Here is a 21,230-nt window from a genome sequence, read left to right on the forward strand (position 1 = left end):
GTGTCAGCCCGACAACTCCTGCTCGATCGCCAGGCCTGCCAGACGCGCGGAGGCCAGGAGACGGTCAAGGCTCTGGCCATTGCGCGCCATGGACGACAGGCCCGCTAGGGTGGTGCTCATGTAATCGGCAAGATGCCTTGCCTGATCGGGGTGCCGTTCGGCGATAAACCGGTAGAGCATGTCGTCCGAGTTGGCATGATAGCTCCGCGCGGCTGACCGCGCCTCGCTGTCGATACAGCGGATCCCTTCCAGCACCATGCAGCCGGACGCGTCCGGATCCGCGGCGAAACGGTGCGCCGCGTCCTCGATCACCGCCTTCAGGCCCTCCGCCACCGGACGATCCTGGCGCAGCAGATCCGGCATCGGAATGGCCTCGGTCCGGGTGAACCGCTCCAGAACACGCTCATAGAGCTTCGCCTTGCTGCCGAAGGCGGCGTAGAAACTGGGCGGTTTGATGCCGAACGCCTCCGTGAGATCCGACACACTGACCGCGTCATACCCCTTTGCATGAAAGAGCTGCTGCGCCGTTTCAACCGCCTGGTCGGGGTCGAACCGGCGCGGCCGTCCGCGCGGTCGCATTTTATTTTTAGTGATCACTACAAAAATCCTTGAATGCCGTCTCCCCGTTATTATTTAGTGATCATTACAATAATCAGCAAGGAAAGCCTGATGTCCGAGTTCAAAGATAAATCCGTTCTGGTCCTGGGTGGCAGCCGCGGCATTGGCGCGGCGATCGTGCGGCGCTTCGCGTCCGACGGGGCAAACGTCACCTTCACCTATGCCGGTTCCGCGGACGCCGCGAAACAGGTGGCCTCCGAAACGGGCAGCACGGCCGTTGTCGCGGACAGCGCGGACCGGGAGGCGCTGATCAAGGTGGTACGGGACAGGGGCCCCCTGGACGTGCTGGTGGTGAATGCCGGCATTGCCCTGGTCGGCGACCCGCTGGAGCAGGACCCGGACGAGATCGACCGCCTGTTCCGCATCAACGTGCATGCGCCCTATCACGCCGCGGTCGAGGCGGCCCGGCAGATGCCGGATGGCGGCCGCATCATCGTGATCGGATCGGTCAACGGCGACCGGATGCCCATGGCGGGCCTGGCGTCCTACGCCCTCAGCAAGTCCGCCTTGCAGGGCCTCGCTCGCGGCCTGGCAAGGGACCTCGGTCCGCGCGGCATCACTGTCAACATCGTCCAGCCGGGGCCGATCGACACCGACCTGAACCCCGCGGACGGGCCGATGAAAGACATGATGCACAGCTTCCTGGCCATCAAGCGGCATGGGCGGCCGGAGGAAGTCGCCGGAATGGTGGCCTGGCTGTCCGGACCGGAGGCCGGTTTCGTGACCGGCGCCATGCATACGATCGACGGCGCTTTCGGCGCCTGACGCAAGACGCGCGGGAGCCGCACGGCAGTGTGTGTTCCCGCACCGGATTTCTCGGCAAGGAAGACCGCTGACCTGAGACGGCCTAAAGAAATGCGGGCGGGCACACCTGTGCCTGTCCGCATGAAAAGGACGCCCTGGCGACCCGTTATTCCGTGTAACCCTGATAGCCGTTTTCGTTGCAGTCGACGCTGACTGCATCTGTGCCGGTATAGTTCACCACCCAATTCCATTGCGCCTTGGTGTCGGCGTCGGCGGAGGTGCGGTAGTTGCAGGTTGGCGCAACCCCGTTGCTGCAAAAGCCCTTGGCCGAGTTTTTCTGGCAGTCCTGGCTGGACCCCGAGTTGAGCAAGCTCATGCAGCTGTCGGTGACAGTGAAAAACGTCGAGGACGGCAGGCACAGGATGTTGCCGATATTCTTCGGGATGGACCGCTGATCATCGTCCACCGTGCATCCGTAACTGATGTCCGGACTGCAATGATGGTAGCCCGCGCCGATGTCCGATGTCCGCAGCGCAATCGCCGTGGAATTGTTCATTTTATCCATGGTGAGCGTTGCTTCGACAGTCTGCGAGGCGGAAAACGCAGAATTAGTCAGAATTACCGTCAAAGTCGCAGCAAAGGCGATTTATTTCGCAATATTCATTGCAATTTCTCCTTAAATACGTTGAGGGGATACTTTAATCATACTTGAAGTTCTATTTAAACTAGCTATCCTGATGGATAGATATTTAAAGTTAACTTTAAGCCAGAGCACTTCTAGCGGGCGGTTTCTTGCGAAAAAACTGATGTAGATCCTGCCAGGCCTGGATGCACTACGGCCCTTGAAAGCCCTGCCAGTTCCTGTCGGATGTTTGGAAGTCTTGTCGGCAATCCGTCCGCCTGCCTGGGTTTCGGCTCACACCTGCCTGCGCCAGAGCCTGAGTCCCACCGCCACTTTCGCCGTTGCCCCGACAACGGCCAGGCACAGCCCCACCTTCGTCACCCACTCCATCGTGCCCTCGATCAAGAGCGCGTGGACTGCGCTGCCGATGACAATGACCAGCGCCAGGACCACATGCGCCCGGCGCCAGGTGCGGGGAGAAACACGGAGACGGCGGCGAAGGACGGCCAGGAGCGTGGTGGCGAGAACCGCCGCCATCGCGATCACGCCCCAGGCGGAAAAGGGCGTCGGCGAGCGGAACAAAAGCGCGTCGATGACGTCCGGCGGGCTGGTGACAAAAAGCCCGGCGACATGGAGAAACAGCGCCGTGACCAGACAGGCTCCCGTCCAGCGGTGCAGCCTGCGGCCACGAGGTCCGTCAAGACCCGGCAGAAGACCGCCGGCCAGCAGAGGCTGGAGCAGTAGCAGAGACATCGCGATGATGCCGGCAAAGCCGGCGGCGATATAGACCGGCTGGCGCCATTGCAGCAGCGGGCTGAATGCCGCCAGCGCCAGGGGCAGCAGGATAAGCAGGACCACGGCCATCCAGATCAGGAGCGGCCGGAGCGCCCTTTCCGGCGGACGTCGCATCGGCCCAGGCATGGTCCGGGTCAGGCCGGCTGCAGCACGAAATGCGCCTCCAGGCTGGTGTCGCTTGAGCTGTTCATCACCGGACGCAGGAAGACGGTCTCGAAGTCGCCGCTGTCATAGGCAAGATGCCCGTGCGGCTGGCCGAAGGCCGGCACGATCTGCGGCATTTCCAGGCGGAACACGCCATTGGCGTCCGTCAGCGTCGCGCCGTGGCTGCGCTGGTCGCGCTCATGGCCTTCCGTGGTGTGGGCCCAGATCTGGATGCGCTGACCGGCCAGCGGCGCGCCGTCGCCTGCCCGGCGCACGGTGCCCGACATCCAGAAGCCGCCGCCGCCGATCCGGTCGACGACCGGCGCGCCGGGCCGGTAGTTGTTGGAGCCGCCGCGCATCGAGCGGGTCGGCGCCAGGCCCTTGGCCTCGGCCGGGACACTCATCCCGGCGCGGGAGACAACCAGACCAACGGCACCGGCGGCCAGAAGGGCACGGCGGGAGATGAAGCAGCGGGTCATCAAGATCTCTCCTGTCGAAACGGGCCGGCAACACACGAGGTGCCGGCAACACTCGGCTGGAAAGTATAGTGCGTTTGCTGGCTTTTCCGAGGCACGCTGGCGCTCAACGCGGCACTTCGCGCTCACGGTTGCGTGAATATTTCCGGGAATTCGGCTTTCGCCCCACCGTAACTTTTGCCATAGGTTACCGCCGCGTGACACCAACGGCCCTTAACGGGCCCGGCGGGCGCGCCCGACAGGTTCTGGAAGGATAGTGGATATGGGTTTCTTTGATTTTGTGAAAGATGCGGGCAAGTCGCTGTTTGGCGATGACGAGGCGCCGGAGGCAAGCGCCGAAGCGATCGAAAAGGAAGTTGCCGATCTCGGCCTGGAAGGCGACGTGAAGGTCGAAGTCAGCGGTGACACGGTCAAGATCGCCGGCGCCGCGCCGACGCAGGAAGCACGCGAGAAACTGATCCTGGCCGCAGGCAACGTTTTGGGCGTCGCCAAGGTTGAAGAAGAGATCACGGTTGCCGCCGCCGAGCCGGAAGCCAGCTTCCACACGGTGGAAAAGGGCGACACGCTCTGGAAGGTCGCCGAGAAGGCCTATGGCAACGGCTCCAAATATCAGGCGATCTTCGAGGCCAACAAGCCGATGCTGTCCGATCCGGACAAGATCTATCCGGGCCAGGTGCTGCGCATCCCGGCGCTCTGATACGGGACGGCCGCGGCCTTGCTTCAAGGCCCGCGGCCGGCCTCACGGTTTTGTCGATTGCATGTCATCGGCCTGGGCGGCAGGTTTCTTGAAATCTGGCAACCTGGACGCATCATGATCAATCGCAGAAAAATTCTTGGGCATGCGCTCGTTGCCGCCGGCACTACGGCGGCCGCTGGCGTTGCGCTGCCCGCTTTTGCAAAAGATCCGCTGGCGCTGACCGGCTACGATCCGGTGTCCTATTTCACCGGCAACACGCCTTTGAAAGGCAAGCCCGCGTTCACCGCGACCCACAATGGCCTGACCTACCGGTTTGCGTCGGAAGACAACCGGGACGCCTTCACTTCCAGTCCGGCCCGCTACGCGCCGCAATATGACGGCTATTGCGCCTATGGCGTCTCACGCGGCTACAAGGTCGGCGTCGACCCGCTGGCCTACAAGGTTGTTTCCGGCAAGCTCTACCTCAACTTCTCCCGCTCCGTGCAGCGCACCTGGAGCCGGGATATTCCTGGCTATGTCTCCAAGGCGGACAAGGCCTGGCCGGGGCTGAATTAGCGGGGATTGCCTCCTTGCCGGGAGCCGCGCGGTCCAAAAGCATTTCCACACATTCTGACGTCATCCTGAGGAGCCGCGCCATCGCTGTCTCGAAGGATCCGCAACTTGCACCGGAGTGCGCAGCCCGTCCTTCGAGACGGGCCTTCGGCCCTCCTCTGGATGACGCGGAGTGGGTGGTGAGGCCTGCTGGAGGCTCCGGCAACTGTCTCGAAATCGTGGATCATTGACCGCACCTGCCGCTCACCGATTGCCCGGCTTTTGCCCCCCGCCTAAACTCGCCGCATGGCGCGCATTCTGGAAACCGAGCTCTATCAACCCGTCAAGGCTTACCTGGAAGGCCAGGGCTATGAGGTGAAGGCCGAGGTCGGCGCCGCCGATCTCGTCGCCTGCCGGGACGCGGAAGATCCGGTGATCGTCGAACTGAAGACCGGGTTCACTCTGAGCCTGTTTCATCAGGCCATCGAGCGCCAGGCGGTGACCGACGCGGTTTATGTGGCCGTCGCGCGCGGTCCGGGGAAACGCTTCCTGTCGTCGCTGAAAAACAATCTGAAGCTTGCCCGCCGGCTCGGCATCGGCCTGATCACCGTGCGGCTATCGGACGGTTTCGTCGAGGTCCATGCCGATCCCGGCCCCTATGAACCGCGCAAGTCGAAACCGCGCAAGGAGCGGCTGCTCCGGGAGTTCGCCCGCCGGGTCGGCGATCCGAATACCGGCGGCTCGACCCGGGTCACCCTGGTGACCGCCTACCGCCAGGACGCCATTCGCTGCGCGGAACATCTTGCGGAGAGCGGCCCCTGCCGCGGCGCCGAGGTCGCCAAGGCGACAGGCGTTTCCAACGCCACCCGCATGATGGCCGACGATCATTACGGCTGGTTCGAGCGGGTCGAGCGCGGTGTCTACGGCCTGACCCCGAAGGGCCGGAGGTCGCTTGAGGGGGCCACGAAAAAGACGGCTTAGGGCAAGGCCCTGGCGTCACAGCCCCTCAATCGGCACGCTCAGTGCAAAATACTCGACAATATTGCCGTCCGGATCGGCGACCTTGAGGAGACTGATCGGCCCTTCGGTGATGACACCGGGAGCCTGGATGGCATCGGGGGCGACCGCCTGCACATGCCGGTGGGCGGCGTCGAGGTCCGCCACCTTGAGATAGGGGATGGTGCTTGCGCCCAGTTTCGCGTCCGGCGCAAAAGCCTGTTTGGAAACGACCGCAAACAGGCCACCGGCCACATCGAACCCCATGAACGCCTCCGTGCGCACCTTGGGCGCGGCACCGAACAGGCGGGTGTAGAAGGTTTCGGACCGGTCCAGATCCGTTGAAAGAACATAGAGGCCCAGGCGTTCGACGGCAGCGGGTTCGGTCTGGTTCATAGCTGTCTCCTGCGCGTTGAGCGCGGTTGGGGTTGTCAGAAGAAGAAAAGCAAAGAAGGTGGTCAGGTGGCGTGTCATGGCTCGTCCCGTGGTGTCAGGTCTGCTTCCCAAAAGGGGGCCTGCGGTCCTATAAAGACGCCCTGCTGACAGCGTGTTGGCAGCATCAACACGGAACGGGGACATATGCGGCGCGCGGACCGGCTGTTTGAAATCATCCAGATCCTGAGGCGGGTGCGCCGGCCGGTCTCGGCGCAGGCGATCGCGGACGAGCTGGAAGTGTCGAAACGCTCGGTCTATCGCGACATCGCCACGTTGATGGCCCAGCGCGTGCCGATCCGCGGCGAGGCCGGGATCGGCTATATTCTGGAGGACGGCTTCGACATGCCGCCCTTGATGCTGACCGCCGAGGAGATCGACGCCGCCGTTCTGGGTGCACTCTGGGTGTCGACCCGCGCCGAGCCGGAGCTCGCCCGGGCGGCGGAGAACCTCCTGGCCAAGATCGAGGCGATCACGCCGGAGCCGCTGCGCCGTCATATCGGGGGCACGGCCATGAGCGTGCGACCCGTGACCTCTGCATCAGAGGACCTGGTTGATGCGGGGCTGCTGCGCCAGGCCATTCTGGACGGCAGGAAGGTGGTTCTCGGCTATCGCGATCAGAACGGTCGGGAAAGCGAGCGCACCGTCTGGCCGATCCTTCTGGGCTATCGCGACGAAGGCCGGATCCTGGCGGCCTGGTGCGAGCTGCGCGAAGGCTTCCGTTATTTCCGCACGGACCGCATGACCTTTGCCAGGGCGCTGGAGAGCCGCTATCCGGACAACCCGGCAGCTCTGAAGAAACGCTGGCGGGCGGCAATGGACGCCGAGCGGAAACAGTTTGAAGCCGCCGATCAGCTCTTCTGGCCGAGATAGACCGCCTGGGTGACCTCGCGCCCGTCCTGCAGCGGATTTGCAAACACCACCGGCTCGGCCCAGGCCTCGGCAAAGGCAGCGGCCAAAAGCGCGGTGATGGCCTCGTCCGGGGCCTCATCCGACCACAGGCCGACAACGCCGCCGGGTTTCAGGAACCGCTGCACGGCGGTGAGGCCTTCCTGAGTGTAAAACCCTTTCGAGCCGCCATGGAGCAGGCGTTCGGGCGTGTGGTCGATGTCGATCAGGATTGCGTCATACTGGCGGCCGGGCTGCCCGGCATCGAAGCCGTCTTCCGAGGCCGCCAGGGCAAAGAAATCGCCCTGGATCAGCCGGCAGCGCGGATCGTCGGAAAGGTCCGTCTTCATCGGCACCAGCCCTTCCCTGTGCCAGCGGATCACCGGTTCCAGAAGATCGACGACATCCAGTGCGGCCACCGTCTCATGCGCCAGCACCGCCTTCGCGGTGTAGCCGAGACCAAGACCACCGACCAGCACGTCCAGCCCGTTGCCGGTCAGCGCCGCAAGCCCCTTGTCCGCCAGCGCGATTTCCGACGCGGTGAACAGGCTCGACATCAGATGTTCTTCGCCAAGCAGGATTTCATACACGTCGGTCTGAAGCGCCAGGATATGGCGCCGGCGCAGGGAAATCGCACCGATCGGCGTCGGGGCGTAGTCCAGTTCTTCAAACAATTTGCTCATTGGCGCAACGTGACGGCAAAGACCTGTCTTGGGAAGAGAAGACTTCAGGCAAGCTTGGAAAACCTTCGCCGGGCCCTCGTTCAAGGTCCCGTGCGCGGGCTAATTCACATTCGGCTGGCTGACGGTTCAGCGTACCGTCAGGACACTGCAGGCCGCGTGTCGGGCGACCTTGTCTGACACGCTGCCAAGCAACATGCCTTCCAGGCTACCGAGGCCCCGGCTGCCCAGCACGATCATGTCCACCCCGGTCGTTTTCGCGGCATTCAGGATGGTCTCGGCATAGTCACCGGCCTCGACCAGGGTGCTGACCTCGCCGACCCCGGCCTTGCGGGCCCTGTCTGCTGCATCCTCGACGATGCGGTCGCCGATCGCGGAGAGGACCCGTGCCATCTCCTCGTTGTTCCGGGACGCCCGGAACAGGTCCGTCATAGACCCCGGCACGTTTTCCAGATCCGGCATTGCGCTGGCCGAAGCATGGCGCACGAGATGTTCGGCTTTGGCCATCCTGCTGGCTTCCTCGGCACGGCTGCCATGCAGCATCACGTGCAGAACCGTCAACCTCGCGCCGAATTTCACGGCGATCCCGGCCGCCGTATCGACTGCCTTGATCGATGTGTCGGAACCGTCTGTTGCAACGAGTACATGTTTGATCATCTGAACCTCCCTCTTTGGCCACCTGTTTTCAGGCCTTTCTGAAGGAGCCTCCGTTGCCCGCCTTATGTGCTCCGGCACCGGCGGCTCCCTTCCGCCTGTAGCGGTGGTCTCACGGCATCCGGCTTAACGCATTTACGCGTGCCGCACGTTGACCTTGCTCAATCCGGGGCGGGTTGGGAGAAGCGGACGGGGCGCGGCCACACGGCCATTGCCCGGCTTTCCGTCAGCAATAGCGTTCCGGTCCGATTCCTTGCGCCTCCGAATAGCGGTCGCCATGGGCCCAGCCGACGGGCAGCGCAGCCTCGATCCGCTCCAGATCTTCTTCCGTGAGGGTGAGGGCCGCGCCTGAAACACATTCGCGCAGGTGATCCACCGAGCGCGTGCCCGGGATCGGGATCACATGCGGCCCGCGGCTCAAGAGCCAGGCATTCGCCAGCCCGGCCGCGCTCGTGCCCATCTCCGCCGCGAGTGCGCGGAAACCTGCCAGGATGCGCAGGTTCTCCGTCAGGTTCGGCTCCATGAAGCGCGGGTTTGTGGAAAGGAACGGCAGATCGGCAATCCGTTCACGCGGGATCGGGTGGTCTGTCAAGAGCGAGCGGCCGACGGGTGAGAAGGCCACCATCGCGACACCGAGTTCGGCGCAGGCCTGCACCAGTCCGAGATCGGGCGCGCGCGTCGAAAGCGAATATTCCGATTGCACGGCGGCGATGGGGAAGACCTTCATGGCGCGGCGCAGGGTCGACGGCGCGATTTCCGACAGGCCGATGGCGCGGGCCTTGCCCTTGTCTACCAGCCGGCCGAGATTGGCCGCCGTTTCTTCCGAGGTAAAACGCGGGTCGCGGCGATGGGCATAGAAGAGATCCACGTAGTCGAGGCCGAGCCGCTGAAGCGACTTGTCCAGTTCGGCTTCAAGGTGCTCCGCCGAATTGTCAAAACAGCGGTTGCCGTCCGCATCTTTGGTGATCGAGGCCTTGGTCGCGATGACGAACTCGTCCCGCGCACCCGGATTGGCTTTCAGATAGGTGCCGAGGGCGGTTTCCGACTTGCCCATGCCATAGACATTGGCCGTATCCAGATGCGTGACGCCGAGGTCCCGGCAGGCATTCAGAACGGCGTGGCTTTCGGTCTCGTTGGTCGGCCCGTACATGTCGGAAAAGGACATGGCGCCATAGCCGATCGCGCCGACCTCCGGCCCGTTGGCCCCCAATCTGCGTTTTTCCATCTGTCCCCTCTACGCCCTCACAAAAGCTCAAGGGGTCCTTCTTAAGCGATTGTTGTGAGCGCTGAAAGGGCGGAGGTGGTGGCTTCGAAGATGGGCACTCCTCCTGACCCGCGAAAACCAGCCAAGCCATCAAAGCGTTCATCGCGACGTTCATGACAAGGCCATCGCGGACGGATTGCGAAGGTATCTTTTGTGGCTCCGCGAGCTGCATTGCAGCCACAGCACAAAGGACTTATCTGCTGTCCACACGACTCTGGAGAGATCACGACATGAAACAGCCCACAAGCAAGACTGCCATTATCTGTCCCTGGGAAAACAGTCAGAAATTCTGGATGGCCGACGGGGAGTACACCGGAATTGTCGTCGGCCAAGAGGCAACTGGTGGTTCGTATGTCATCACCAACGGTGTGATTGCGCCGGGCGGGTTCGTGCCGGACCATTACCACAAGTGGGAAGATCAAACGTTCCATGTCATTGAAGGGACGCTTGAAGCCAAAATTGGCGATCAGTTCGTCGAAATCAGCGCAGGTGACACGGTCTTCTGCCCTAAAGGCGTGTCTCACTACATGAAAAATACAGGTTCGGTCCCCGCCAAATTGATCAGCTACATCCTTCCCGGCAAGTGGGCAGAGGACTTCATGGCAGAAACCTCGCGGCAGAATAAAAGTGGCGCGTTCGATCCCGAAAAAATCGAGCAGCAATTCGGGGTGGTGTATCTGTGAAGGTCACCTGATCCACATTTGGATCGAACGAAGGTGTTATGGGCCGGCCCCTCCAAACTTCTTCAGCTGCGCACTTTTCAATGGCAGGGAGTACCTGACAAAGCCCGGATGACATATATTCGTTTGGAAGACTGAGTGACCCAAAAGAGACCGGAGACTGATGTGTCCCCAAGCAAGGGCCGTGTTGAAAGACTGATCGATACGATTGGCGCAGAGTTCCAGGCGCATCTTATCGGCTTGTGGAACACCTCCACGGTCTTTGATATTCAGGACGGCGCCGTTGAAAAGATGATCTCTCGCGAAGCGCCATTCGGTGTCATCGGGATCAAGATCCTGATGCGCAATCCGGGAGACGTAGATCGTCTGTTTGAGCACCGGTGGAATTTCAGCATCGGGATCACCGGATGTGAATTCAAGCTCCTGGATGTCGATTACCAGAACGACGTCTGGATCGGTGATGTGAATTCCGCCGAATTCGCTGGGCACGAACACATTGCCTATAAATCCGTTGAACAGATGATTGCCTTTCATGGCGATGATTTCGGCGTCGGAAAAGTCTTCATCGAAAAAATCGGGGCGCTCTGCCCCAGCCTGCTTGAAAAGCCACCTTTGTTCTTCCGGCTGCCGCGCAGGGCGCCGCCCGCCTACAGATTCACGGCTGCCTCCGAGGCCATTCGCAAGGAGGTGGGTCTGTCACCAGAGGGCGGCATGGTTCTGATCGAGGCGATGATCAAGGAACACGGGATTGCGCCCTATACGATCCTTCTAGCCTGCCAGTCCGATGAAACCTTCTGGCTGGTTGATCTCCCTGAAGCGCTTGTCGACCGTTACCAGCATGGCCTGATTGATCCAAGCCTTGGCGAACACCATTCGAACCTTGAGGTCGGGGTCTCCATTACCGCAGAGGCTCTGAGGAACAGGGTCCGGCAGAAGCCGAATAGCACTGAGCGCGACAACGGCGTCTTCTTCTCCATGTCCGGAAGCGGTTCCGCGTCAGGGTATTGGAACGGATTGAATTGACTTAGCGTTGGCTGGAGTCACTTTTAAGGACATCGCCCATAGCCGGCCGCACTGGCCTCCGGCCTCCTGTCAAAGACCGAGCTCAAGCGTCCGGAGCAGGCGGAACCGGGTCTTTCCCGTGTTGCCTTTCAGCGAGATCACGAAGGGCACCAGGCCGTTTTTGGAGGTTTTGACGTATCCCGCCAGGGCCTTCACACCCGGGATCGTGCCCGTCTTGTAACGGGATCCGGCCTTGGTTTTCGGCAGCAGCTCCGCGTGCGGCGCAAACTGCTGCAGCACCCTGGCGAGGCCATAGGGAGAGAACCGGTTGTCGGGGCTGATCCCCGAGCCTTCCTTGAGGTCGATGCCCTCGGTGATGCCGTGTGCGGCCAGGACCTCCTTTGCGACCTGCTGCGACTTTTCAAGACTGACCGGCCCGCCGAGACGGTGGGCGCCGATCTCCAGAAAGATCTGGTTGGCGATATAGTTGTTCGACCCGATCATCAACTGGGTCAGGATTTCCGACAGCGGGCGGGACTGGCGGTGCACATGGACAGGCTCCAGGTCTGCTGGCACGGATCCGGTCGAGATGTCGCCATCGACACTCCCTCCGGCCCGCTCGATAAAGGCGGCGAGAAGCTCGCCGGCATAGCGCACGCCGACAGAAGGGTCTTCCTGGGCGAGGCTGATGCGGCCGCGACCGTTGGGGCCACGCTTGCGGAACTGGCTCACCGCCAGGGGCGTGATCGGGGTCTGCTTTTCCGCGGAGCGGACGGTGTTTCCCTTTCTGACGGCATGGATCGTGTTGAAATTGACCGCAAGCGCCGCGTTCAGGGCGTCATAGGCCTCGCCGGTGTCTTCGATGCCCGGGATCCGAAGATCTTCAGGGTAATAGCTTGCGTCCAGAACGAGGCCCGCGAACGGCTCCTTGCCGGTCGCGGCGACAAGCTCGGGCGCGAGCAGCGCGAGCTCCTCGGAGACCAGGAAGGGATCGCCGCCGCCGCGCACATGGAGCACCCTGTTCCTGTCCAGGTAAAAGCTTGTCTTGAACCGGTAATCGCCCCCCAGAACCTCCAGCGCCAACCAGGCGGTGACGAGCTTGGCGACGGACGCCGGGACGAAGGACCGCTCGGCGTTTTGCGCCACCAGCTCGTTGCCCTTCTCATCCAGCACGAGCACGACCCCCGACGGCGCCGCGGCCGCGACCTTGTCTTCCATACCGGCCAGAGCCGGCCCGCAAACAAGAAACAGGGCGAGGGTGAGAGCAAGCAGGCGCATGGTGGCTCCAGTCAGCCGCTGGTTGTGCGGCCGGTGACCTTGGGTGTTGCCGGGGACACCATGTGAGCCGGTCAGAGGGGACAAATCAACTGGAACTTCGGTTGAGGGGGATGCGGATTGGTGGATGTGGGCCCTAACCGGTCACTCACCCGCTGAAATTCTGCTGCGGTGCAATCCGCCGAAGCCGCCATTCGTTGCATCTGCGAAGACGACTGGCCATCAGATGCTGGCAATGCGGACTTCGCGGTCGTCCGAAGCGTACTTCCAAATCACGCGAATAGCGTGTAGCTTGCCTAAGAGTAAAATTTGAAAGTGCAAGTACTAGATTTCCTCAAGAACAGGAATAGAGCAAGGATCTAAACGTGAGAAAATGGTTACTGAAGCAGTTAATGACCTTCATTAGCCGTAGGGTTGAGAAAGAAGTGCAGGAACTTCGCAACTCAATCAAAGGGAATCCTCATGTCGCTGATTTCAAAGTTGAGAAGGCTCTCAAAGCAGATTTCGGGCGGGAAGTTGCTCGGATGCACTGGTCCCATCGACCGTTCGCATCACGATATGACATCGTACGAATAAGCCACGCCGACAAGCAAATTCTTGTACCCATCCTTGGACTGGACGGGGAAAACAATATTGGCATCGCGAAGCTCGGCTACGACCTTAGAAGCCGACTAGGAATATCAAAAACAGACCTTTCAAATGATAGGAAGATCCAACTGACTATCGATCTGGTCGGTTGGTGGGGGCAATTATATTGGTATCTCAACACCAAAGAGCCAGCTGTAAAGGTTCCTGCATGGCTAGCATTTTGGTCAGTTCTTTTAGGCTTTGCCGGTCTACTACTTGCATTGTTATCGATGATTTTTTGAAGCACTCCCAATACAAGCCCGTTCCAACCGGGACAGTTTGAACCACTGCGTCGACTGCTGTCCAATTAGCGATCTGATTTAAATTTCGCTGCCTGCACTCCGCACGAATGTCGCCTTCGGGCGGGGAGCGGCCCGATCCGTTCCAGCATGATTGTTTGCTTTAGCGGGACCACGACCCCGGAATCCGCCAGTCTTCTTACGGCCCAGAGCGGACATTCATACAAAGCACGGCAGACAAGAATTTCCACCAGCTTTTTGAAACAAAAAGAACTCGACCCTTGATCGATGCCAGAATACCGGGAAATCTTTGCTTAACCCTATTGGAGTCAGGAATTCCCGCATGACACAACTCACTGCGAACATTAGGCTCCGCCCGGCTCGCATTGCCCTTCTGGTCAGTCCATCTGACCGTGCCTCGATCATCCGTTTCATGCGTATTTGCACATGCATGTGGGGCGGCCGTTACAACCCCATCATTCCCGTGTTCCGCAAGCCGCCCAAGGCTTGGGCTGCAGAATTCCAAGGCGATAAAACTGGCATCGACATCGCACGAGGCTACATTCGCTTCTTTGAACCAGACGCTTTTGTTGAAGCCAAACCAGGCCTGTTGGAAACGCTTGGACTTGAAGGCCTGCGAGGGATGACTAGCGATCTCTCAGTTACACTTGATGAACTGCTATCGCCCCAACAAAACAGGTCTTGGGCTGAGTTGAAGTTTGGGTTACCCATCACCGACGCGCTCGGCGTAATCTATGATCGCGAAGAGCGCTTCATCCAACGCGAACCGAGATCAGCTATGGTGGTCGATAGACCTCCCCGAACCGGAGCCGCCGAGGCCATGTTCGGCGTATTTCCCACGGAAGAGGATAGCCGTTATTTCGCTTCTAACTACAACGAAGTGTACCGGCCTGATCCTATGCCTTGGAGCCCGCAGACATGGCGCCAAGTTTACCTGCAGGGCACCACCAAACCGTTCGACCCCTCTTCGCACACAATCGAACCTGAGCGTAGCTGGCGACATAACCTCAAGTTATTCGCTTTTGACCCTTCTAAGACCACGGACATCATCGATCTGTGGAACCTGAGGAGCGAGCCTGCCCCCGTATTACCTCTTCCAATCGGCTGGGTCGCGGAACTCACCAACGATATTCAGGCGATTTGTAAAGCAGAGTTCCGGCAGTTAGAGGGAAATTCCTCCGGTTACATGCTTTCAGCAACCCTTGAATTCGCGCGGGGCATTTCTGAGCAGGCGAGGCGAGAGACAATCCAATCCATTCAGCCAGGTCTGCCGCCGGCGCGCGGTCATAACGCGTCGCTGACGATCAAACATTGGCGAGACCGGATCTGGGACGCGCCGGGCGAAGGAATGATGAACGCACCCAAGCGCCTTCGACTGTTCGTCGAAGAAAAACGAATAAGCTTGCAGGTGGACCAGTCTGGCGACCGTCTGAGCGCATCATTTGAGCCTTTGTGGCCCAGCTTTGCAGCCCGATATGGGGCCGGCCGCGTTCGTTGGATAAATAGCCTGAAGGTCGCTAACTACGGCCGAACCAACGTGGCGACGATCTACCCCTACAATACCTTCGATCGCACTTACCCGCGGCTCTCCTTCGGTATGGAAGAGGTGCTGATAGGTACCGACGGATGGAGTATGGGTCAGGAATACATTCGTTCCTCATCGTCCCTTCAGTTCGAAACGCAAGAGAAGGCTATTACAGGAATACTCACCAGAGCGGGCTACTCAGTCTCGTTGTCGGAGCCGGGTCATATCGCCAAACATGTGCTTGATCAGCTCGGCGGTCTCTGGGGAGCCCACCTCATCGCGGACGAAGAGATCCTGCGGACAATGAACGACATGGCGGGCGCTATTCGGAGACGAAGCAACAAGACCGAGGAAATGCAGGAGGAATTTCCCCCGCGTTCGCGAACAGTCAAACAGTGGTCAGATCTTATCAATAGGAGAAAGAAACGGGACTACGGGCGGGGCGACATAGAGCATTTCACCAATAGGAATGTTATTGTGCTGGGGCTTGAGACCCGCTGCACCAATTGTCTTCATGAGAACTGGGCTCCAGTGGACAAGCTGGGTTATGTCCTGTCTTGCAGCCGTTGCCTGAAGGAATACTCCTTCCCGCAAAACACCGACAACCGCGCTCGAAAGTGGGCATACCGTGTATCGGGGCCGTTCTCGGTGCAGGACTACGCCAAAGGCGCTTATGGGGCGGTCCTCGCGCTCCGCGCGATCGATGAACTCAATGGCCACCACGGATCTCTCAACTTCATCACCGCCGTTCGGCTCCTCAAGGAGGGTAAGAGTATCGAGGCTGACTATGTCGCGCTACGCCAGGCCGAGAGCTTTGACGAGGAAAATGATCCAGAAGTCATCTTCGGGGAAGCCAAGTCGTTCAGCGAGCTCGACACCGTCAAACCGAGGGACATCTCCAGACTTAAGGAACTCGCCCTTCAATTCCCCGACTGCTATCTTGTGGTATCGGTGTTGAGGAGCGAATTCACCGAAGGCGAAAAGGTGTTGCTGCGACGCCTTGTGCGTTGGACACGGAAACTTGCACCCAACGCCGGACCACGTAACCAAGTTTTACTGCTGACAGGGCACGAGTTACTTCGGACTTGGGGATTTCTATCAGATACGTGGAAGTCTGTCGGCGGAAGACACGCCATGTTCGCTGACTTTCAACATACAAGATCTCTCAGATCGATAGCCGAAGCAACGATCTCTATTCATCTGGAAATGCCGAGTTTTTGGGAGGCTCGGGATACGTTTAGGAAAAAACGAAACACGCGCAAAAACAAAGGATTTCTGCGAGTTCACGGACAGTGGGGTAAAGTCCTTGGGGCAGTGTCGGGCCCCGAACCTACGGAGGCCACAGCCGATAAAGATGGCCCTGTCCATTCGCCGGGCACATGATCGAATGCTTGTTGCAGTCTCGCAGCCAAAACAGCCATGGCCAGCACTATTACCGGTAGCCGGAATGGGGGCGATGGCGGTACTCGTCTGTAAGCTGCTATACGGGACAGTCAGGATGCAGCCCCCTTTTCGGCCCTTCGTTCAATCCGCAGCAAAAGACCATTCTCCGCCCATTCCCCCCTCAATGAAAATCCCGGCTCGGAAACAGCCGCTTGGCCTGTTCCCTCGGGTGCATCGCCCGTGTCTTCTGCGCGTCCGATTTCAGATGCACCGGCACGTCGTCGGTCTTGGGGCCCATCTGGCCGAGCACGTTGTCGCTGGGGTGGCCGAGCAGGGAGAGGTCGCGGGAGCGGTCTTCGATGTGGTCGGCGATGAGATGCACGACCATGCCTTCGCGCTCCAGCCGGCCGGTGACCTTCAGGAGGCGGCTCCCGAGCATGTCCGTGTAGTGCCGACGGCGATCAGATTGCAGGCCAGTTTCGGCTGAGGAGGAATCGAGTTCTTGCAGCCATTTGCTGATATTCTTTCAACGTGCAGCAAAGGACCTAATTGAGCCCTCAGCAGACATTGTGTTGGCAGACAAAGCCACCATTGAAGCTATTGTCTTGGAACGAGCGGCGACCTTGCCAGAATGATAGCCCCGCCTCGTGTTCGCTCTCCGTGCCGAGCGATTTGTCCGCTTCTATGGTGAGGACTGGATCTCGCCCGCGCAGATCGTATGCTAAGTCAGATCGTACCCACCCATGCCCAAATAGGCGGTGGCCAGTCACAGTAGTATTCTCGCCGCTTCTGGAATCCGCCTCTGCGCGAAGTCGAACAGGTAGCTTCGAAAACATTTTATCATCACGGAAAAAACCGAGTTCTCTCAATGAACCCAAATCTTCTGGTGGCTGAATCGAACTTCCCATTACAATTGCTTGGGCGTCTATGTATATGGCGCTCCAACTGTCGCGATCAAAGAAAAACGCGATTGCTCCTGATGCTGGTGACTTCAATGGTGTGACGCCTTCGTAGCATGCATGAAGTGACTTGAGATCAATCTGACCCATGAAATGCAGGCTTTTGCCATACTTACTACGCGGCCAAATGAATTGCTTGGATGCAACGGGGAGGCCACCAAGCCAAGACGTCGCATCATCAAATTGCGATGGATCGAGTACTATTGACGGCATTTTTTCTGGCCGTTCCGGGATGCCTGAAAGGATTATCCATGCCGCCACGAGATCATCCTTATCAAAATCGGGATTCGGTCCTCCACCGTCTCTATTCTGGCTGCGCAATTGATCACCGTGCAATAACTCTGCAAGTTCGCTCATAAGTCACTCTCTTTGAATTTTTTGATTTTGCGGAACGGTACCTAGGGCGGGTAAAAATTCTGCTGCATGTCTTTGAAGCTGAAAATGCGGTTAATCAGCTTCAAACGCTATCTAAACCGTTGGACGGACTACGGCCAATCGACCAGGCTTCGGCAGCTTTGTCCGCTTTGCAGCCGTTAAATCGAAGCGCAGCAAATGCCTCCTCCCCCTCTAGTGAAAATCCCGGCTCGGAAACAGCCGCTTTGCCTGCTCCCGCGGATGCATTGCCCGTGTCTTCTGCGCGTCCGATTTCAGGTGCACCGGCACGTCGTCGGTCTTGGGGCTCATCTGGCCGAGCACATTGTCGCTGGGGTGGCCGAGCAGGGAGAGGTCGCGGGAGCGGTCCTCGATGTGGTCGGCGATGAGGTGCACGACCATGCCCTCGCGCTCCAGCCGGCCGGTGACCTTCAGAAGCCTTCCGCCGAGAACGGCGGGGCGGAATTTTTCGTACATTTTCGGCCAGACGACCACGTTGGAAACGCCGGTCTCGTCCTCCAGCGTCAGGAAGATGACGCCGGAGGCGGTGCCCGGGCGCTGGCGGGTGATGACGAGGCCGCAGACGGAGACCCGGCGGGCCTCGCGCGGGGTCAGCGCGGCCAGCCGGTCATGCGGGGTCAGATGCGGGATATGCGGGCGGAGCAGCTCCATCGGATGGGCGCGCAGGGTCAGGCGGGTGGCGAGGTAATCCTCGACCACCTCTTGCCCCAGATGCATCGCCGGCAGCATGACATCGGGCTCGAAGATCGCCTCGCCGTCGATCGGGTCGTTGAAGAGCGGCAGCGGCTTGGGTGAGCGGATGGTCTTCACCTGCCAGAGGGCGGCGCGGCGGCTCAGCCCCATGCCGGCAAAGGCGTCGGCCTCGGCAAGCCGCTCCAGGGTGGCCGGCGGCACGCCCGTGCGGAGCCAGAGCGTTTCGGTGTCCGGATAGCCGTTGCCGCGGGCGGCAACGATCCAGGCGGCATCTTCCTCGCGCAGGCCCTTGATCTGGCGGAAGCCGAGCCGCAGCGCCAGCGCGCCGTCGCTGCGCCGCTCCAGAATGTTGTCCCATTCGCTGGTGTTGACGCAGACCGGGCGGACCTCGACCTGGTGCTCGCGCGCGTCGCGCACGATCTGCGCCGGGGCATAAAAGCCCATCGGCTGGGCGTTCAGAAGCGCGCAGGCGAATTCGGCCGGGTAATGGCATTTGAGATAGGCCGAGACATAGGCGAGCATGGCAAAGGCGGCGGCATGGCTTTCCGGGAAGCCGTATTCGCCGAAGCCCTCGATCTGGCCGAAACAGTTCTGGGCGAATTCCGGCTCGTAGCCGCGCGCCAACATGCCGGAGATGAATTTTTCTTTCAGCTGGCCGATCGTGCCCATGCGCCGGAAGGTCGCCATGGAGCGGCGGAGTTTATCGGCCTCCGACGGGGTGAAGCCGGCGGCAACGACGGCGATCTGCATCGCCTGTTCCTGGAACAGCGGCACGCCGAGCGTCTTGCCGAGCACCTCCTCCAGTTCCTTCGACGGGAACGTGACCTTCTCCTTGCCCTGGCGTCGGTTGATATAGGGATGCACCATGCCGCCCTGGATCGGGCCGGGGCGCACGATCGCCACCTCAATGACAAGGTCGTAGAACTCGCGCGGGCGCATGCGCGGCAGGAAGTTCATCTGCGCCCGGCTTTCCACCTGGAAGACGCCGACGGCATCGGCGACGCACAGCATGTCATAGGTCTTTGTGTCCGCCTGGGGCACAGAGCCGAGGGTCAGTTCCTGGCCGTGGTGCTGGTCGATCAGGCCGAAACACTTGCGGATACAGGTCAGCATGCCGAGGCTGAGCAGGTCCACTTTCAGGATGCCGAGCGCGTCGATATCGTCCTTGTCCCATTCGATCACGGTGCGGTTTTCCATGGCCGCGTTCTCGATCGGGCAGAGCGCGTCGAGGCGGCCTTGCGTGATCACGAAACCGCCGACATGCTGGCTGAGGTGCCGCGGGAAACCGATGATCTCCTGGATCAGCTCGATGGTCTGCTGCACGCGCGGATTGGAAAGGTCGAGGCCGAGTTCCCGGACCCGCGTTTCCTCCGGCCCCTTGTTGGAGCTGCCCCAGATCTGGCCGGCAAGCGCGGCGGTGACATCGGCGTTCAGGCCCATCACCTTGCCGACCTCGCGGATGGCGGCGCGGGTGCGGAAATGGATCACCGTGGCGCAGAGCCCGGCGCGGTGGCGGCCGTATTTTTCATAGACATACTGGATCACCTCCTCGCGCCGCTCATGCTCGAAATCGACATCGATGTCGGGCGGCTCGCCGCGATGCTCGGAGATGAAGCGCTCGGACACCATGGTGATGGTTTCCGGGCCGACATCGGTGATGCCGAGCGCGTAGCAGATGATCGAGTTGGCCGCCGAGCCACGGCCCTGGCACAGGATGTTGCGGCTGCGGGCAAAGCCGATGATGTCATGCACGGTCAGGAAATAGGCGGCGAATTTCAGCTTGGCGATCAGCGTCAGTTCCTTTGCCGCCAGTTTCAGCGCGTGTTCCGGCACGCCCGCCGGATAGCGGTTTTCCAGGCCCTCATAGGTCAGCTGCTCCAGCCGCTCCTGGGGCGGCACGCCGCCCATGATCTCGTCCGGATATTCGTAAGACAGCTCGGAGAGGTCGAAGCTGCAGCGGGTGGCAATTTCCAGCGTGCGGCGGAACGCGGCCGGATGATGGCGGTAGAGCCGGGCCATGTCCTCCGGCGCCTTCAGCCGGCGCTCGCCATTGGGAAGGGCCCGTGTGCCGATTGCGTCGATGGTGCAGCCCTCGCGCAGGCAGGTCAGCACATCGGCGAGCCGGCGGCGGCCGGCGTGGTGCATCATGACATCGCCGACGGCGACCATGGGTGCGGCCAGGGAGTGCGCCGCCTGGGCGCAGGTGCGGAACCAGGCCTGGTCGGTGCCGTCATAACGCGGCGCGGCGCCCAAAAAAACATGGCCGGGCATCTCCTGGCGCAGCCGGCGGATGTGATCCTTAGCCGTCTCACAAAGTCCACTTTGGGCACTGGCGCCCTGCGGCAGGGCGATCAGGATCAGGCCCTTCGCCGCCGTCAGGAGATCGTCGAAGCTGAGCTGGCAGTCGCCCTTTTCCGCGCGGCGCTTGCCGAGGGTCAGAAGCTGGCTGAGCCGTTCATAGGCGGCGCGGTCGGTCGGCAGCGCGATCCAGTCGACGGGGCTGTCCGCAAGGACGAGACGGGCGCCGACGATCAGCCGCGGCAGTTTCAAGGTCTCCGGCAGGGCGAGCGGCGGGCTGGTGCTGGTCTGCTGGCGCGAAGAACTATCGATCTGCGAATGGGAGCGGATCTGGACACCCTCTTCCGTGGCCGCGCGCCTGATCTCCTTCAGCGCCGAATAGGCCCTGACCACGCCGGCCAGCGAATTGCGGTCGGTGATCGCGATCGCGTCGAGCCCGAGCGCGGCGGCCCGCGTCACCAGCTCTTCCGGATGGGACGCGCCCCGCAGGAAGGAGAAATTCGAGGTCACCGCCAGCTCCGCATAGCGGGCGGGTTCCAGGCGAAAACTGTCGGAGGATGGCAGGGAGCTCATGGGCGCAGTCCCCGTGAACCG

General features: G+C 60.9%; 21 protein-coding genes. 9 read left to right on the plus strand and 12 right to left on the minus strand.

All coding sequences use genetic code 11. The annotated features are described in order from the left end of the window. Positions 1-3: 3 nt before the first annotated feature. Positions 4-579 carry a TetR/AcrR family transcriptional regulator gene (locus tag M0H32_RS16650; protein WP_248156019.1) on the minus strand — a complete coding sequence of 192 codons (576 nt, stop codon included), beginning with the start codon at positions 577-579 and terminating at the stop codon, positions 4-6. A 90-nt stretch (positions 580-669) separates the two neighbouring features. On the opposite strand from M0H32_RS16650, the gene bdcA reads away from it, so the two are divergent. Next, positions 670-1,383 (plus strand): SDR family oxidoreductase, encoded by a 714-nt coding sequence (gene bdcA, locus M0H32_RS16655; protein WP_248156021.1) that lies wholly within the window; start codon positions 670-672, stop codon positions 1,381-1,383. 145 nt (positions 1,384-1,528) lie between these two features. Here the strand turns inward: bdcA and M0H32_RS16660 are convergent, their stop codons facing one another. The 3 genes from M0H32_RS16660 to M0H32_RS16670 all read right to left on the minus strand — a co-directional run bounded on the left by M0H32_RS16660 (position 1,529) and on the right by M0H32_RS16670 (position 3,402). After that, on the minus strand, positions 1,529-1,927 hold the full coding sequence (locus tag M0H32_RS16660) for a hypothetical protein (RefSeq protein ID WP_248156023.1): 399 nt from the start codon (positions 1,925-1,927) through the stop codon (positions 1,529-1,531). Between the two features lie 351 nt (positions 1,928-2,278). Then, positions 2,279-2,905 carry a ferric reductase-like transmembrane domain-containing protein gene (locus M0H32_RS16665; protein WP_248156025.1) on the minus strand — a complete coding sequence of 209 codons (627 nt, stop codon included), beginning with the start codon at positions 2,903-2,905 and terminating at the stop codon, positions 2,279-2,281. Between the two features lie 8 nt (positions 2,906-2,913). Further along, a complete protein-coding gene (locus M0H32_RS16670; protein ID WP_248156027.1) occupies positions 2,914-3,402 on the minus strand; it encodes a peptidase associated/transthyretin-like domain-containing protein in 489 nt (162 codons plus the stop codon). A gap of 259 nt (positions 3,403-3,661) precedes the next feature. On the opposite strand from M0H32_RS16670, the gene lysM reads away from it, so the two are divergent. The 3 genes from lysM (at position 3,662) to M0H32_RS16685 (ending at position 5,608) form a co-directional block, all read left to right on the plus strand. Further along, on the plus strand, positions 3,662-4,096 hold the full coding sequence (gene lysM, locus M0H32_RS16675) for a peptidoglycan-binding protein LysM (protein ID WP_248156029.1): 435 nt from the start codon (positions 3,662-3,664) through the stop codon (positions 4,094-4,096). Between the two features lie 114 nt (positions 4,097-4,210). Further along, positions 4,211-4,651 (plus strand): YHS domain-containing (seleno)protein, encoded by a 441-nt coding sequence (locus M0H32_RS16680; protein WP_248156031.1) that lies wholly within the window; start codon positions 4,211-4,213, stop codon positions 4,649-4,651. A 282-nt stretch (positions 4,652-4,933) separates the two neighbouring features. Then, the gene (locus M0H32_RS16685) at positions 4,934-5,608 is read left to right on the plus strand and encodes a DUF2161 domain-containing phosphodiesterase (RefSeq protein ID WP_248156033.1); all 675 of its coding nucleotides are present in this window, start codon (positions 4,934-4,936) and stop codon (positions 5,606-5,608) included. Between the two features lie 15 nt (positions 5,609-5,623). On the opposite strand, the gene M0H32_RS16690 is transcribed toward M0H32_RS16685, so the two are convergent. Continuing rightward, positions 5,624-6,019, minus strand: coding sequence for a VOC family protein (locus M0H32_RS16690; RefSeq protein WP_248156035.1), 396 nt, complete (start codon positions 6,017-6,019; stop codon positions 5,624-5,626). Between the two features lie 183 nt (positions 6,020-6,202). Here M0H32_RS16690 and M0H32_RS16695 point away from each other — a divergent pair, with 183 nt between their 5' ends. Continuing rightward, positions 6,203-6,928 carry a helix-turn-helix transcriptional regulator gene (locus tag M0H32_RS16695; protein ID WP_248156037.1) on the plus strand — a complete coding sequence of 242 codons (726 nt, stop codon included), beginning with the start codon at positions 6,203-6,205 and terminating at the stop codon, positions 6,926-6,928. On the opposite strand, the gene M0H32_RS16700 is transcribed toward M0H32_RS16695, so the two are convergent. The 3 genes from M0H32_RS16700 to M0H32_RS16710 all read right to left on the minus strand — a co-directional run bounded on the left by M0H32_RS16700 (position 6,907) and on the right by M0H32_RS16710 (position 9,502). Then, complete coding sequence (locus tag M0H32_RS16700; RefSeq protein WP_248156039.1) at positions 6,907-7,626, minus strand: spermidine synthase; 720 nt, start codon at positions 7,624-7,626, stop codon at positions 6,907-6,909. The genes M0H32_RS16695 and M0H32_RS16700 overlap by 22 nt on opposite strands. Before the next feature lie 126 nt (positions 7,627-7,752). After that, positions 7,753-8,280 (minus strand): universal stress protein, encoded by a 528-nt coding sequence (locus M0H32_RS16705; RefSeq protein ID WP_248156041.1) that lies wholly within the window; start codon positions 8,278-8,280, stop codon positions 7,753-7,755. A gap of 223 nt (positions 8,281-8,503) precedes the next feature. Then, the gene (locus M0H32_RS16710) at positions 8,504-9,502 is read right to left on the minus strand and encodes an aldo/keto reductase (protein WP_248156043.1); all 999 of its coding nucleotides are present in this window, start codon (positions 9,500-9,502) and stop codon (positions 8,504-8,506) included. Between the two features lie 269 nt (positions 9,503-9,771). Between M0H32_RS16710 and M0H32_RS16715 the strand changes: the two genes are divergently transcribed. Continuing rightward, on the plus strand, positions 9,772-10,224 hold the full coding sequence (locus tag M0H32_RS16715; protein WP_248156045.1) for a cupin domain-containing protein: 453 nt from the start codon (positions 9,772-9,774) through the stop codon (positions 10,222-10,224). A gap of 162 nt (positions 10,225-10,386) precedes the next feature. Beyond that, positions 10,387-11,244, plus strand: coding sequence for a hypothetical protein (locus M0H32_RS16720; RefSeq protein ID WP_248156047.1), 858 nt, complete (start codon positions 10,387-10,389; stop codon positions 11,242-11,244). Positions 11,245-11,313: 69 nt separating this feature from the next. Here the strand turns inward: M0H32_RS16720 and M0H32_RS16725 are convergent, their stop codons facing one another. Continuing rightward, on the minus strand, positions 11,314-12,501 hold the full coding sequence (locus M0H32_RS16725; protein WP_248156049.1) for a D-alanyl-D-alanine carboxypeptidase/D-alanyl-D-alanine-endopeptidase: 1,188 nt from the start codon (positions 12,499-12,501) through the stop codon (positions 11,314-11,316). Positions 12,502-12,863: 362 nt separating this feature from the next. Between M0H32_RS16725 and M0H32_RS16730 the strand changes: the two genes are divergently transcribed. Further along, positions 12,864-13,367, plus strand: a complete 504-nt coding sequence (locus tag M0H32_RS16730; protein ID WP_248156051.1) for a hypothetical protein — start codon at positions 12,864-12,866, stop codon at positions 13,365-13,367. A 340-nt stretch (positions 13,368-13,707) separates the two neighbouring features. Further along, positions 13,708-16,293, plus strand: coding sequence for a hypothetical protein (locus M0H32_RS16735; protein WP_248156052.1), 2,586 nt, complete (start codon positions 13,708-13,710; stop codon positions 16,291-16,293). A 181-nt stretch (positions 16,294-16,474) separates the two neighbouring features. Here the strand turns inward: M0H32_RS16735 and M0H32_RS16740 are convergent, their stop codons facing one another. The 3 genes from M0H32_RS16740 to M0H32_RS16750 form a co-directional block, all read right to left on the minus strand. Next, entirely contained in the window at positions 16,475-16,732 is a 258-nt protein-coding gene (locus tag M0H32_RS16740) for a hypothetical protein (protein ID WP_248156054.1), read from the minus strand. Positions 16,733-16,850: 118 nt separating this feature from the next. Further along, a complete protein-coding gene (locus M0H32_RS16745; RefSeq protein WP_248156056.1) occupies positions 16,851-17,609 on the minus strand; it encodes a DUF1963 domain-containing protein in 759 nt (252 codons plus the stop codon). Positions 17,610-17,819: 210 nt separating this feature from the next. Beyond that, on the minus strand, positions 17,820-21,209 hold the full coding sequence (locus tag M0H32_RS16750) for an error-prone DNA polymerase (RefSeq protein ID WP_248156058.1): 3,390 nt from the start codon (positions 21,207-21,209) through the stop codon (positions 17,820-17,822). Positions 21,210-21,230: the final 21 nt, after the last annotated feature.

It is taken from the genome of Roseibium sediminicola, assembly GCF_023156505.1.
Taxonomy (GTDB): Bacteria; Pseudomonadota; Alphaproteobacteria; order Rhizobiales; family Stappiaceae; genus Roseibium; species Roseibium sediminicola.

What these genes read in the sequence shown, in the direction of transcription:
- M0H32_RS16650 (WP_248156019.1), bottom strand. Translation starts at nt 579, where the DNA reads ATGCGACCGCGCGGACGGCCGCGCCGGTTCGACCCCGACCAGGCGGTT.
- bdcA (WP_248156021.1), top strand. Translation starts at nt 670, where the DNA reads ATGTCCGAGTTCAAAGATAAATCCGTTCTGGTCCTGGGTGGCAGCCGC.
- M0H32_RS16660 (WP_248156023.1), bottom strand. Translation starts at nt 1,927, where the DNA reads ATGGATAAAATGAACAATTCCACGGCGATTGCGCTGCGGACATCGGAC.
- M0H32_RS16665 (WP_248156025.1), bottom strand. Translation starts at nt 2,905, where the DNA reads ATGCCTGGGCCGATGCGACGTCCGCCGGAAAGGGCGCTCCGGCCGCTC.
- M0H32_RS16670 (WP_248156027.1), bottom strand. Translation starts at nt 3,402, where the DNA reads ATGACCCGCTGCTTCATCTCCCGCCGTGCCCTTCTGGCCGCCGGTGCC.
- lysM (WP_248156029.1), top strand. Translation starts at nt 3,662, where the DNA reads ATGGGTTTCTTTGATTTTGTGAAAGATGCGGGCAAGTCGCTGTTTGGC.
- M0H32_RS16680 (WP_248156031.1), top strand. Translation starts at nt 4,211, where the DNA reads ATGATCAATCGCAGAAAAATTCTTGGGCATGCGCTCGTTGCCGCCGGC.
- M0H32_RS16685 (WP_248156033.1), top strand. Translation starts at nt 4,934, where the DNA reads ATGGCGCGCATTCTGGAAACCGAGCTCTATCAACCCGTCAAGGCTTAC.
- M0H32_RS16690 (WP_248156035.1), bottom strand. Translation starts at nt 6,019, where the DNA reads ATGAACCAGACCGAACCCGCTGCCGTCGAACGCCTGGGCCTCTATGTT.
- M0H32_RS16695 (WP_248156037.1), top strand. Translation starts at nt 6,203, where the DNA reads ATGCGGCGCGCGGACCGGCTGTTTGAAATCATCCAGATCCTGAGGCGG.
- M0H32_RS16700 (WP_248156039.1), bottom strand. Translation starts at nt 7,626, where the DNA reads ATGAGCAAATTGTTTGAAGAACTGGACTACGCCCCGACGCCGATCGGT.
- M0H32_RS16705 (WP_248156041.1), bottom strand. Translation starts at nt 8,280, where the DNA reads ATGATCAAACATGTACTCGTTGCAACAGACGGTTCCGACACATCGATC.
- M0H32_RS16710 (WP_248156043.1), bottom strand. Translation starts at nt 9,502, where the DNA reads ATGGAAAAACGCAGATTGGGGGCCAACGGGCCGGAGGTCGGCGCGATC.
- M0H32_RS16715 (WP_248156045.1), top strand. Translation starts at nt 9,772, where the DNA reads ATGAAACAGCCCACAAGCAAGACTGCCATTATCTGTCCCTGGGAAAAC.
- M0H32_RS16725 (WP_248156049.1), bottom strand. Translation starts at nt 12,501, where the DNA reads ATGCGCCTGCTTGCTCTCACCCTCGCCCTGTTTCTTGTTTGCGGGCCG.
- M0H32_RS16735 (WP_248156052.1), top strand. Translation starts at nt 13,708, where the DNA reads ATGACACAACTCACTGCGAACATTAGGCTCCGCCCGGCTCGCATTGCC.
- M0H32_RS16740 (WP_248156054.1), bottom strand. Translation starts at nt 16,732, where the DNA reads ATGCTCGGGAGCCGCCTCCTGAAGGTCACCGGCCGGCTGGAGCGCGAA.
- M0H32_RS16745 (WP_248156056.1), bottom strand. Translation starts at nt 17,609, where the DNA reads ATGAGCGAACTTGCAGAGTTATTGCACGGTGATCAATTGCGCAGCCAG.
- M0H32_RS16750 (WP_248156058.1), bottom strand. Translation starts at nt 21,209, where the DNA reads ATGAGCTCCCTGCCATCCTCCGACAGTTTTCGCCTGGAACCCGCCCGC.